Origin of the sequence: Enterobacter sp. IF2SW-B1, assembly GCF_001743375.1 — a bacterium.
GTDB classification, from domain to species: domain Bacteria; phylum Pseudomonadota; class Gammaproteobacteria; order Enterobacterales; family Enterobacteriaceae; genus Enterobacter; species Enterobacter bugandensis.
In genome coordinates this window covers 1-12,998 of the sequence record NZ_MJAA01000001.1, presented here as the reverse complement: position 1 = coordinate 12,998, position 12,998 = coordinate 1, and the positions used below count along the sequence as shown (strand labels likewise).

Annotated in this window: 5 protein-coding genes; 3 read left to right on the top strand and 2 right to left on the bottom strand. The window is 58.9% G+C overall.

Annotation, left to right across the window (positions count from 1 at the left end; all coding sequences use genetic code 11):
* Positions 1-69 precede the first annotated feature (69 nt).
* Positions 70-600, top strand: a complete 531-nt coding sequence (cybB, locus tag A6013_RS00025) for a cytochrome b561 (protein ID WP_032644876.1) — start codon at positions 70-72, stop codon at positions 598-600.
* 44 nt (positions 601-644) lie between these two features.
* On the opposite strand, the gene A6013_RS00020 is transcribed toward cybB, so the two are convergent.
* Positions 645-1,712 carry an oxidoreductase gene (locus A6013_RS00020; protein ID WP_063437351.1) on the bottom strand — a complete coding sequence of 356 codons (1,068 nt, stop codon included), beginning with the start codon at positions 1,710-1,712 and terminating at the stop codon, positions 645-647.
* Positions 1,713-1,725: 13 nt separating this feature from the next.
* Positions 1,726-2,469 (bottom strand): DeoR/GlpR family DNA-binding transcription regulator, encoded by a 744-nt coding sequence (locus tag A6013_RS00015; RefSeq protein WP_069732291.1) that lies wholly within the window; start codon positions 2,467-2,469, stop codon positions 1,726-1,728.
* A 716-nt stretch (positions 2,470-3,185) separates the two neighbouring features.
* On the opposite strand from A6013_RS00015, the gene A6013_RS00010 reads away from it, so the two are divergent.
* Together A6013_RS00010 and A6013_RS00005 are read left to right on the top strand one after the other, a co-directional pair.
* Positions 3,186-4,523 (top strand): TolC family outer membrane protein, encoded by a 1,338-nt coding sequence (locus A6013_RS00010; RefSeq protein ID WP_048999260.1) that lies wholly within the window; start codon positions 3,186-3,188, stop codon positions 4,521-4,523.
* 121 nt (positions 4,524-4,644) lie between these two features.
* The coding region (locus A6013_RS00005; RefSeq protein WP_139128214.1) for an Ig-like domain-containing protein at positions 4,645-12,998 on the top strand (8,354 nt) is incomplete at its 3' end.

The window sequence follows — 12,998 nt, the reverse complement described above, 5'->3', positions numbered from 1 at the left end:
AAAAGTTAATGAATTTTTAAGGAAAGGAGATTATGTTGGCGCGGTGACTGTTTTTTTTCAGGAAATCCCATGCGCACTAAATATACAAGCCTGCAAATCACGATTCACTGGCTGGTGTTTTTGTTAATCGTTGTCGCCTACTGCGCGATGGAATTCAGGGGCTTTTTCCCGCGTTCCGACCGACCGCTTATTAACATGATCCATGTCTCCTGCGGCATATCGGTTCTGGTGCTGATGGTGGCGAGATTGCTGATCCGCCTGAAGTTTCCCGCACCGCCCATTCAACCTAAACCTAAAGCGATGATTACCGGTATGTCCCACCTTGGGCATCTGATCGTCTATCTGCTGTTTATTGCGCTGCCGCTGATTGGCATTGTAATGATGTATAACCGTGGAAACGACTGGTTCGCCTTTGGTCTGGCGATGCCTCACGCGGCGGAGGGGAATTTTGACCTGGTGGATGTGCTGAAGGAGTGGCACGTTACGCTGGCAAACCTGGGCTATTTCGTGATTGGTCTGCACGCCTTTGCGGCGCTGATGCACCACTATTTCTGGAAAGATAATACTCTTTTGCGCATGATGCCGAATAAGCGTCAGTAATCTTTAACTCGTGCCGGGCGGCGCAGCGCCACCCGGCTTGTTTTTTAACCCAGAAGAGCACACTCTTCATCAGTTAACGCCAGCGTCTGCGTTGACCCCGTCTCTGACGATTTCACCGCCGCTTCCAGAACAGCCATGACCGCTAACGCCTCGACAGGGTGAACGGGATTGGCGATCTTCCCGAGCATCGCATCCCGCACGTTGATGTAGTACTGCCGCTGATCGCCCTTTGGCGTGGCAATCGTTTGGGGTTTACCATCAGCTCCGAAGAACACCATGCTGTCGTCGTCTTCGCCCCAGGCGTCGCTGCCGGGGATTACGCCAGCCAGCAGCTGCGCTTCCTGCTGATCGATTCTGGCTTTCACCACGCTGCCTTTGTCCCCGTGAACGGTAAAGCGCGCCGTACCGCCAGCCACCAGCATGCTGGCATGCAGAACCACCTTATGATCCGGGTAATTGAGGACCACGTGCGCCCAGTCGTTAACCTCTGCGCCGTCGCGCAGCGTGGCGATATTTCCCTGAACAGACTCTGGCAGGCCAAACAGCTGAAGCGTCTGGTCGATCAGGTGAGGGCCCAGGTCAAACCACAGACCGCTGCCGGGGACGTTCTGCTCGCGCCAGCGCACGCGCACTTCCGGGCGGAAGCGGTCAATATGCGACTCCAGATGTTTAACCTTGCCAACCGTGCCTTGCTCAATAATCTGCTTAATGCCGAGGAAATCGCTGTCCCAGCGGCGGTTGTGGAAAACGGAGAGCAGAAGCTGCTTTTCATCCGCCAGGGCAATCAGGTCCCGGGCTTCCTGCATGTCCAGGGTGAAAGGCTTATCCACGACCACGTGTTTTCCCGAGTTCAGGGCCAGCGTCGCCAGCGGCGCGTGGGTGGCGTTAGGGGAGGCAATAACCACCAGGTCAACATCAGGATGTTGAATGGCTTCTTCGGGCGTGGCTACCACCAGCACATCCGGAAGATCGCGCTTCACTTTCTCTTCATCACGGGAAGAGACCACCGCCAGCTTGAGCCCGTCCACGGACTGGATCAGCGGGGCATGGAAGGTTTTACCGACAAAACCATACCCGATCAGCGCAATGTTGATTGTTTGAACTTTACTCATGACCTTCTCCACGTTATTGCGCGCACACCGTGACCCGTAATGCGCCAGGGTCCCCAAGCTCAGGCCAGGGACGATCTAAAAAGAGTTGATGAATATCGGTTAGCCCGGAGACCAGATACGGCTCGCAGCGGTTAACTTTCAGGTGATCGGCAACAATCCAGTGCGCATGGCTTGCGGCGAGCATCGCGCGTTTCACCTCGGCATCCGCTTCTTTACCGGCACTCAAACCGAGTTCGGCATGAAGGGCGCACGCACCGAGAATGGCGATATCGGCCCGATAGCGTGACAGCAGGGACAACGTGGCGCTGCCGGCAAACAGGCGCTGCTTCGGGTCCCATTTTCCGCCGAGCAGAATAAGCTCAATGTCTCCCCGGTCGCTAAAATGCTGGGCGATATCCAGCGAGGTAGTGATCACGGTGTGAGGCCCCTGCAGATAAGTGGCGACGGCCATCACCGTACTGCCGGCATCCAGAAACAGGGTGGAACCCGGCGGAACCGCCTGCGCAACCTGTTTCCCCAGACGCTGCTTGGTTTCCGGCAGCAGGGTATTGCGGCCCTGACGATTCATAGCCGAAAGATTCAGAGCAATAGCCCCGCCGTGATTCTTCTGGGCAAGCCCCTGATTTTCCAGATCGGTCAGATCCCGACGAACGGTATCCGCCGAAACCTGCAGCTTTTCTGCCAGCTCGGTGATGCTGGCCTGACCTTGTTCACTGAGAATATCAAGGACATAGCGTTGACGTGCGGTTTTGTGCATGGGCAGCAATCCTGCAAAATGTCGCAATAAATTGCATAATACAGCATTTTGACGCAGAAGGAAGGGGCATCGTAAACCAGGTTGATGTTTAATTATTGGAATTATATTAAGCGGATATCATTAAGCCGTTCTGAATGTTAACCACAGTGTTAATGTTATGTTTTAATCAACGATTTGGGTTATGTAACCAACGCATTGTCATTAACTGGTGGAATATGCTGATAAGTAATTAAAATAAAGCATTTAATGTCTGATTTATGTTTTTTATTGGAATTATTTTTCAACAAATCGATGGCTCTTACTTAAGTTGACACTTCTTTGAAAATCTTTGTGTCTGACCCGCTCAGAAATTAACGCAAAAATGTGCGCAGAGGAGATTAAGAATTTTCCTTAAATTACAGTGTGTTTTGATGTTTCATCTGAAAGGCTACTTTCGGAGTTTTGTCCAGAAACCCCATGTTTTTTCTTATATGTAACACCGCATTAACATTGTGGGTGTAGTGGCCTATACCACATTTTGTTATGCTGCAAATCAACTTATGAAATAAGTAATTTCTTAAATTTAATAAGACAAAGGCGGATCTCATCTCCATCGGAAATGGGTATGGGGAGCTTTACCTGAAATTTAGCGAGGAAGTTAAATAAGATATTTGTCTAATTATCTGTACCTCTTTTTGGGTAATTGCTTGAGTATCACTCAGAGTCAGGGAGATAAAATGACGATATTACGCAAGCCTGTTTCACGCCAATTTATAGCTACGCTGGCGTTAATTTCACTAGCCCTAAATACGGCTTATGCCAATAGTGGTGCGGTGGGTATTGCCCCGATGGCAACGACGACCTTAAAAGAAAGTATTCTTTTCGCTATCGATCGCGATCCGTCAATTAGCCAGCAGGCCGCGCAGTTAGGTATTGGTCAGGCGCAAATAGACGAGGCGCGCAGCGGCTGGATGCCGCAAATAGCGTTGAACGGAAGTACGGGGCATAGCCAGACCACCGATTCCAGCGGTTCGCTGAAGAACTCTGCGGCCTGGGGGGTGAGCCTGACCCAGCTGATATACGATTTTGGCAAGACTAACAACAGCATCAGCCAGTCTTCCGCACAGCGCGATAGCTACCGCTACCAGCTGATGACCACGCTTTCTGACGTGGCGGAAAAAACGGCGCTCGGCTACGTGGAGGTCAAACGTTATTCCGATCTGCTACAGGCGGCAAAAGAGAATGTTCAGGCACTGAAAAACGTGGAGCAGCTGGCAAAACTGCGCGCCGATGCGGGCGTGAGTTCCACCTCCGATGAACTCCAGACCCGCACGCGTATTGCCGGCATGCAGGCGACGGTGGCGCAGTATAACGCCGCGTTGAACAGCGCCCGCGCAAGGCTCGCGGTATTAACCGGAATGCAGGCAGATCATTATTCGCCGGTACCCGCAAACCTCGCCGTTGAGCCGGATTCGCTCAACCGCATTGATTATTCGTTAATACCGGCGGTAATGGCCGCGCAGAATATGGAACGTTCGGCCCAGTATGGCGTTGAAACGGCGAAGTCCCAGCACTGGCCAACCCTGAGCCTGAAGGGGGGACGCACGCGTTACGAGTCGGACAACCGCTCATACTGGGACGACCAGATCCAGCTCAATATTGACGCACCGCTTTATCAGGGCGGCGCGGTATCCGCACGCGTGCGTCAGGCTGAGGGTGCACGAGCGATGGCGTCCTCTCAGGTCGATCAGGCGCGTTTCGACGTGCTGCAAAAGGCCTCCGTCGCGCAAGCTGACTGGACCGGCGCACGGGGAAGAATGGAGGCCGGGAAGCGGCAGCTGGAAAATGCGCTGCGGGCCCGCGAGGTTTATAAAAATGAATACACCCTGAGCAAGCGGAGCATTAATGATTTGCTCAGCGTTGAGCAGGATGTCTGGCAGGCCACGTCGGCGAAAATAATCGCCGAGTATGATGGCTGGAGTTCGGCAATTAATTATGCTTCCGCGGTTGATAATTTAATGCCGCTTATTGGAATAGAGAAAAACGCTGCCGCAAAATTACCCGATTTGAGTTAACAAAAGCCACGCATAGCTGCACGAAATAAGTCTGAAAATAATGGGTGTTTTTTCCCAGGGATAGCTACATCCGTCTGGTGGATATATCCACAGGGATCCGTACACCTGCAAGGAGAGGAATATGAGTAACGTAAAGGTTGTTGATGTCATCATTCGCAAAACGGCGGAGAAAACGAAATTAACCGGCGAAGGAAATCTGTCGGTCTCTATTTCATCGCCGAGCGTGATTGAAATTCAGGGCTCTGCTCAGGACGTGGTGCGTTATGTCCGCCAGGGTAAAGACCTTCTCATTTATATGAAGGACGGCAGCGTTATTCGCTGCAATAACTATTTTGTTGAAGATCCTGAAACCCAACATCAGTCAGAGCTGGTGTTCAACGACGGGCAGGAACTGACTCATCTCTCTTTTGCCGATGCCGGGGAAGCGTCAGGCGTTGCCGCTACTGAATTAATCGCGCAGGCCACACCCATTAGCAGCATTGAACCCTTCCTGGAGCAGGGAAGCGCCCTGAGCGATGCCCCGTGGGGCTGGATTGCAGGGGCGGCGTTAGGCGGCGGTGCTATCGGCGCACTGCTGGCCCACGGCGGTGACGGCGAAACCAAAACGAAAGTCATTGATAACACCAAAGAAGTGGAAAGCGCCACGCCGACCTTCCTGCTGTCGGACAAGGTGGGCGACAAGCAGGGAGTGCTGAGCGCAAACGCCCTCACGGACGATAACGCGCCGACCTTCAGCGGTACCGGTCAGCCGGGCGCGACCATCCAGATTAAAGACGGCAGCGGCAGTACCATCGCCAGCGCGATGGTCGGTAAAGACGGCACCTGGACGGTAAAACTCCCGACCCAGGCCGACGGAGAGCACACCTGGTCGGTGGTGCAGATCGACGGCAGTAAAACCACGTCAGCGGGCAACATCACCGTGACCGTTTCTACGTCCGAGGCCACGCTTACGCTGGCGACAACGGCGGGTGACAACGTGATTAACGCCAGCGAACAGTCCGCAGGCTTTACGCTGTCCGGCAGCAGTCAGCATCTGGCGCAGGGAACCGACGTTTCCGTAACGCTGAACGGCAAAACCTACACCGCTCAGGTGGGAGCAGACGGCGCGTGGAGCGTTAACGTGCCTGCGGCAGACGCGCAGGCGCTCAGCGACGGTACCTGGACCGTCAGCGTCAGCGGCAAAGACGCGGCGGGTAACACCGTGAGCGGAAGCCAGACGATTGGCGTGGATACCGCTGCGCCAACGCTCTCCGTCGATACGCTCGCGCAGGACAACATCATTAATGCCGCTGAGCACAACCAGCCGCTGACGCTGAGTGGTAAAACCAACGCGGAAGCCGGGCAGATTGTGACGGTGACGCTGAACGGCAAAAATTATAACGCCACGGTGGGCAGCGACGGCACCTGGTCCGTCACGCTGGCGGCCAGCGAGGTGCAGGCCCTTAATGAGGGTCACCACACCCTGACGGTGAACGTCAGCGACAAAGCGGGCAACGGTTCGTCCGTGACCGCGGATTTCACGGTAGATACCAACGCGCCGGTCGTCACCATCAACACCGTCGCGGGCGACGATATCCTCAACACCAGCGAGCAGGGCCAGGCGCAGATTATTTCCGGGCAGGCGAGCGGCGCGGCGGCAGGCGATGTCGTCACCGTGACCCTTGGCGGCCAGACCTTCACCGGCATCGTACAGGCAGACGGCAGCTGGAGCGTGGGCGTTCCTGCCTCCGTCGTCGGCGCGCTGGGTGAGGGCAACCACACCCTTGCCGTCTCCGTCACCGACGCAGCGGGGAACACCGGTAGCGCCACGCACGGCATTGCGCTGAGCGGCAACCCGCCGGAATTTACGATTGACGCCATCAGCCAGGACAACGTGCTGAATGCCCGGGAGGCGATGCAGCCGCTGAGCCTGAGCGGCACCAGCAACCTGCCGGACGGCAGCGCCGTTACCGTGACGCTGAACAACGTCAACTATCAGGCGACCGTCGAAAACGGTATCTGGGCGGTTCAGGTGCCGGTATCCGACGTCCTGAATCTGGCGAACACCCTCTATAGCGTCAGCGTCAGCGGCACCGACAGCGTGGGTAACAGCGGCTCCGCAGAGGCGAATCTGCTGGTCGATACCGTGCTGCCGAAGGTGATCATTAACACCTTTGCGGGGGATAACCTGGTTAATAACGCCGAAGCGGGCGTGGACCAAACCCTCAGTGGCCGCGTTATCGGCGCGGCGGCGGGCGATACGGTGTCTGTTACCGTTGGCGGTAAGAGTTACAGCGCCACGGTGGGCAGCGATCTGACCTGGGACGTCACGATCCCTTCAGCGGATCTTCAGGCGTTCGGCGACGGGGATTTGACCTTTACCGCCTCCGTGACCAACGGGCACGGTAATACCGGCACCGGCGAGCGCGATATCAATATCAACGCGGAACTGCCGGGTCTGCGCGTAAACACCATTTCCGGCGATGACGTAATCAACGCCATTGAGCAGCAGCAGGACCTGACCGTCACCGGCGGCAGCACCCATCTGGCCGCAGGTACGCCGATAGTCGTCACCATTAACAACGTCGACTATCCCGCCGTGGTGACCGCCAGCGGCGGCTGGAGCATTGGCGTTCCTGCTGCGGATCTGCAGGCCTGGACGGCCGGAGGTATGACGGTCAGCGTCAGCGCAGAAGATGCCTGGGGCAACACCGTTGCGGCTGAACACCCGATTGAACTCGATCTCAACGCCGTGGCGGTCACCATTGATACCGTCTCCGGCGATGACCTGCTGAACGCGGCAGAAAAAGGGAGCGATTTAACCCTTTCCGGCCAGACGCAGGGCGTGGAGGCGGGGCAAACCGTGGTGGTGAAATTTGCCGACCAGACTTTTACCGCGCAGGTGCAGCAGGATGGCTCCTGGAGCCTGACCGTCCCGGCGCACGCCATGGAAACGCTGATCGACGGGCGGGCGCAGGTAAGCGTCAGCGTGACCAACGTCAACGGCAACAGCGCGGACGCCTCACGCGTGGTGACCGTCGATACGCAGCCGCCGACCATTACGCTCGATAATCTGACCGACGACAACATCATCAATGCGGCAGAAGCGCAGCAGGATCTGGTGCTCAGCGGCAGCACAACCGCTGAAGCGGGCCAGACGGTCACCGTGACGCTGAACGGCAAAAACTATCAAACTACCGTACAAGCTGACGGCACCTGGACGCTGAACGTGCCTGCCGCCGACGTTGGCGCGCTGGCAGACGGCACTGTCACCGTGACGGCCTCCGTCAGCGACGTGGCAGGTAACAGCAGCAGTGCGGACCGCGTTGGTCTGGTGGATGCCACCGTGCCGCAGGTGACCATTAATGACTTTGTCACCGACACCAACACCGTTAACCAGCTGGCCCATTCTCAGGCGCAGATCCTGAGCGGCTCCGTCACCGGTGCGGCGGCGGGCGATTTGGTCACCATCACTATTAATAACGTGGACTACACCACCGCGGTGGACGCGGCGGGCAACTGGAGCCTCGGCCTGCCTGCATCCGTCGTTCAGGGGCTGACGGACGGCACCTGGACCATTAACGTCTCCGTGACCGATCGCTCCGGCAACACCGGCAGCAGTTCTCTGGATGTGGTGGTGAATACCGTGACGCCTGTTATCGGTATTAACACCCTGGCCGTAGATGACGTGATCAATGCGGCAGAGAAGGGTGAAGATCTGCTGCTTTCCGGTACCAGCAACCAGCCGGAAGGGACCACCATCACCGTAAACCTGAACGGTATCAACTACACCACCATCACTAACGCCAGCGGCAGCTGGAGCGTCACCGTGCCTGCCTCTGCGGTGAGCGCGCTGGGCGAAGCCAATTACACCGTGACGGCGAGCGTTACCGATAATGTGGGCAACAGCGCCTCAACCTCGCACGATGTGCTGGTGGACAGCGCGTTGCCGGTCGTCACTATCAACACTTTCGCGACAGACAATATCGTCAACGCGGCGGAAGTCACCGCAGGGCAAACCCTGACCGGGAAGGTCTCTAACGCGGCATCGGGCGATACCGTCACGATTATCCTCGGCGGGCAGACATACACCGCTACCGTGCAGGACGATCTCTCATGGAGCCTGCCGTTAACCGAGAGCCAGTTAACCGCGCTCGGCAACGGCGATCTGACCGTATCGGCCAGCGTCACCAACGCGCACGGCAATACCGGTTCGTCTTCGCTGGACTTCACCATCGACGCCCAACTGCCGGGCCTGCGTATTGATACCGTGGCGGGTGATGATGTCATTAACGTCATTGAGCACGCTCAGAACCTGATTGTTTCCGGTTCAAGCACCGATCTGGCAGCGGGCAGCACCGTCACGGTGACCATTAACGGCAAGATCTATTCCGCAACCGTACTGGCGGACGGTACCTGGCAGGCGGCGGTTCCGGCAGCGGACGTGTCCCAGTGGGCGGACGGTTCGCTGGATATCAAGGCAAGCGCGCAGGATCCTTCCGGCAACCCGGTGACTATCGGCACCGTCGTGGACGTCGATCTCGCGCCGGTCGCCGTCAGCATCAACAGCGTGACCGCGGACAACGTGCTCAACGCGGCAGAAAAAGGCCAGGATCTTGTGCTTTCCGGCTCCTCCGCGAACGTAGAAGCGGGCCAGACCGTCACCATCACCTTTGCGGGTAAAACCTACACCACGACGGTGAACGCCAACGGCGACTGGACGTACACCGTACCGGCAGCCGATTTGAGCGGCCTGAAGGACGGCGACGCCAGCGTGCAGGTCAGCGTGAGCAACGTGAACGGCAACGCGGCGTCGTCTGCGCAGGGGTTCAGCGTCGATACCGCCGCGCCAACGGTGACCATCAATACCATCAGCGGCGACAACATGCTGAATGCGGCTGAGGCAGCGCAGGATCTGACCCTGAGCGGGACGTCCACTGCCGAAGCAGGCCAGACGGTCACCGTAACCTTCAACGGCAACCAGTACACCGCGCAGGTGCAGGCTGACGGTAGCTGGACGCTGGAGGTGCCGGCAGCCGATCTGGCGGGCATTACCGACGGTAACGCCACGGTCACGGCTTCCGTATCCGACAAAGCGGGCAACCCGGCCAGCGCGGACGCCTCCGTGCTGGTGGATACCACCGTGCCGCAGATTAGTTTTAACATCGTTGCGGGCGACGACATCGTGAATATTGCCGAGCACGGCCAGGCGCTGATCGTCTCCGGCAAGGTCACGGGCGCGCAGGCGGGTGACGTCATTACCGTCACCCTGAACGGCAAAGACTACACCGCGATGCTGGACGCGTCCGGAAGCTGGAGCGTGGGCGTTCCGGCGGCAGACGTGGGCGCGCTGGCTAACGGCGAGCAGACGATCTCCGCGACCCTCACCGACAAAGCGGGTAACAGCACCACCGCCACGCATGAATTTGACGTCTCCCTGGCCGCGCCGAAGATTGCCATCAATACCCTGGCGCTTGACGACGTGATAAACGCGGTCGAGAAAGGCCAGGATCTGCTGATTTCGGGCACCAGCAACCAGCCGGAAGGTACAGCCATTACGGTGATCCTGAACGGCATCAGCTATGCCGCGACCACCAACGCCAGCGGCGGCTGGAGCGTGACCGTTCCGGCGGCGAACGTCTCTGCGCTGGGCGAAGCGAGCTATACCGTCACGGCAAGCGTGACCGATAGCGCAGGCAACGGCGCGAACGCCAGCCACAGCGTGCTGGTCGACAGCGCGCTGCCGCAGGTCACCATTAACGCAATCGCCATCGATGACGTGATTAACGCGGCAGAAGTCGCTTCCGGACAAACCCTGAGCGGGAAGGTGAGCGGCGCTGCGAGCGGTGACACTGTCACCCTTTCAATAGGCGGCAATACGTATACCGCGACGGTTCAGGACGATCTGAGCTGGTCGGTCAACGTGCCGTCCACGGTCTTAACCGCTATCGGTAACGGCGATGTGACGGTGTCAGCCAGCGTCACTAACGGCCACGGCAACACCGGCTTCGGCGAGCGCGACATCACCATCGACGCCAATCTGCCGGGCCTGCGCGTCGATACCGTGGCGGGCGACGACGTGATTAACAGCATTGAGCATGCGCAGAACCTGATTATCACCGGCTCCAGCGACGGCCTGGCAGCGGGCGCGGCGCTGAGCGTGATCGTCAACGGCAAAACCTACGCGGCCACGGTGCTGGCAGACGGTACCTGGACGGCGGCCATTCCGGCGGCAGACGTCAGCGCGCTCGGCGCAGGCACGGTCACCGTGAAGGTCGAGGGAAATAGCGCGGCAGGCAACCCGGTCTCCATCAGCCACGACGTGAAGGTCGATCTGGCGACGGTTGCTATCAGCATTGACGCGATTGCCACCGACGACGTGATTAATGCGGCAGAAAAAGGCGCAGATTTGGTGCTTTCAGGTACCACCAGCAACGTGGAAGAGAACCAGACGGTTTACATCACGTTCGGCGGCAAGTCCTACACGGCGAAAGTGGATGCCAGCGGCAACTGGACGGCGACCGTGCCGTCGGCAGATCTGGCTGGCCTGAAGGATGGCGACGCCAGCGTGCAGGTGAGCGTCACCAACGTGAACGGCAACAGCGCCTCGGCGGGACGCGAGTACGGCGTGGACGCCACCGCGCCGACGGTCTCCATCGAAATCGTCAGCGACAACAACATCATCAATGCCGCCGAAGCGCAGCAGGATCTGGTCGTCAACGGCGTCTCTAACGCCGAAGCGGGCCAGACCGTGACCGTCACGCTGAACGGCGTGAATTACACCACCACCGTGCAGGCCAACGGCAGCTGGAGCGTGACCGTGCCTTCTGCGGATCTGGGCGCGATTAACGACGGGAACTATACCGTCAGCGCCGTCGTGTCGGACAAAGCGGGCAACCCGGCCTCCGCGGCTCGCGATGTGCTGGTCGATACCACCGTGCCACAGCTGACCATCAACACCGTTTCCGATGACGACGTGATCAACAGCGCCGAGCACGGGCAGGCTCTGATCGTTACCGGCTCAGTGACCGGCGCGGCGGCGGGCGACGTGGTGACCGTCACCATCAATAACAAAGATTACACGGCGACGCTGGATGCGTCCGGCAACTGGAGCGTGGGCGTGCCTGCGGCGGACGTCGGTGCCCTGACCCCCGGGGATTACACCATCACCGCGGCGCTGACCGACAAAGCCGGAAACAGCAACAGCGCGACGCGCGAGGTGGAAGTCAACCTGAGCGCGCCGGTGCTGACCATCGACACCGTCTCCGGTGACGATGTGATCAACAGCAGCGAGAAAACGCAGGATCTGACCATCACCGGTACGGCTTCCGGACTGGCGGCGGGCGCGGTGGTGACCGTGATGCTCAACGGCAAAGCCTACAGCGCCACGGTTGAGGCCAACGGTAAATGGTCCACGACCGTTCCGGCGAGCGAAGTAGGTCAACTGGGTGAAGCGCTTTACACCGTCACTGCCTCCGCAACGGACAGCGTCGGCAACAGCACCAGCACCTCGAACACCGTCAACGTGGAGTCCGTTCTGCCGGGCGTCACGATCAACACCGTGGCAGGCGATGACGTCATCAACGCGGCAGAAGTGGCCGCAGGCCAGACTATTAGCGGCACCGTGGTGAATGCCGAAGCGGGCAACACCGTGACCGTAACGATTGGCGGCAACAGCTACACCGCAACGGTGCAGAGCGATCTGACCTGGTCCGTCGATGTACCGGAATCGGTCCTGACGGCGCTGGGCAACGGCGATCTGACTGTAACCGCCAGCGTGACGAACGGCGTGGGCAACAGCGGCAGCGGCGAGCGTGAGATCGCGATAGACGCTAACCTGCCGGGCCTGCGCGTGAACACCGTGGCGGGCGACGACGTGGTCAACAGCATTGAGCATGCGCAGAACCTGATCGTCACCGGCTCCAGCGACGGGCTGGCGGCGGGCACGGNCGGCAGCGGCGAGCGTGAGATCGCGATAGACGCTAACCTGCCGGGCCTGCGCGTGAACACCGTGGCGGGCGACGACGTGGTCAACAGCATTGAGCATGCGCAGAACCTGATCGTCACCGGCTCCAGCGACGGGCTGGCGGCGGGCACGGCGCTGACCGTTACCGTGAACGGCAAAGACTATGCGGCGACGGTGCTGGCGGACGGCACCTGGAGCGCGGCGGTTCCGTCTGCGGACGTGAGCGCGTGGCCGGAAGGCACCGTGAAAATCAGCGTCACCGGCGACAGCGCGGCGGGTAACCCGATTACCATCAGCCACGACGTGACCGTCGATCTGGCTACCGTTGCCATCAGCATCAACGCCATTGCCACCGACGACGTGATCAACGCGGCGGAGAAAGGGGCGGATCTGGTGCTGTCCGGCGCGACCACTAACGTGGAAGCCGGGCAGACCGTCACCCTGAGCCTGAACGGTAAAATCTACACCACTACTGTAGAAGCAGACGGCAACTGGACCTATACCGTGCCGGCTGCGGATCTGGCGGGCCT

Excerpts from the sequence above, each read along its gene's own strand:
- A6013_RS00015 (WP_069732291.1), bottom strand. The coding sequence starts at position 2,469 with ATGCACAAAACCGCACGTCAACGCTATGTCCTTGATATTCTCAGTGAA.
- A6013_RS00020 (WP_063437351.1), bottom strand. The coding sequence starts at position 1,712 with ATGAGTAAAGTTCAAACAATCAACATTGCGCTGATCGGGTATGGTTTT.
- A6013_RS00010 (WP_048999260.1), top strand. The coding sequence starts at position 3,186 with ATGACGATATTACGCAAGCCTGTTTCACGCCAATTTATAGCTACGCTG.
- cybB (WP_032644876.1), top strand. The coding sequence starts at position 70 with ATGCGCACTAAATATACAAGCCTGCAAATCACGATTCACTGGCTGGTG.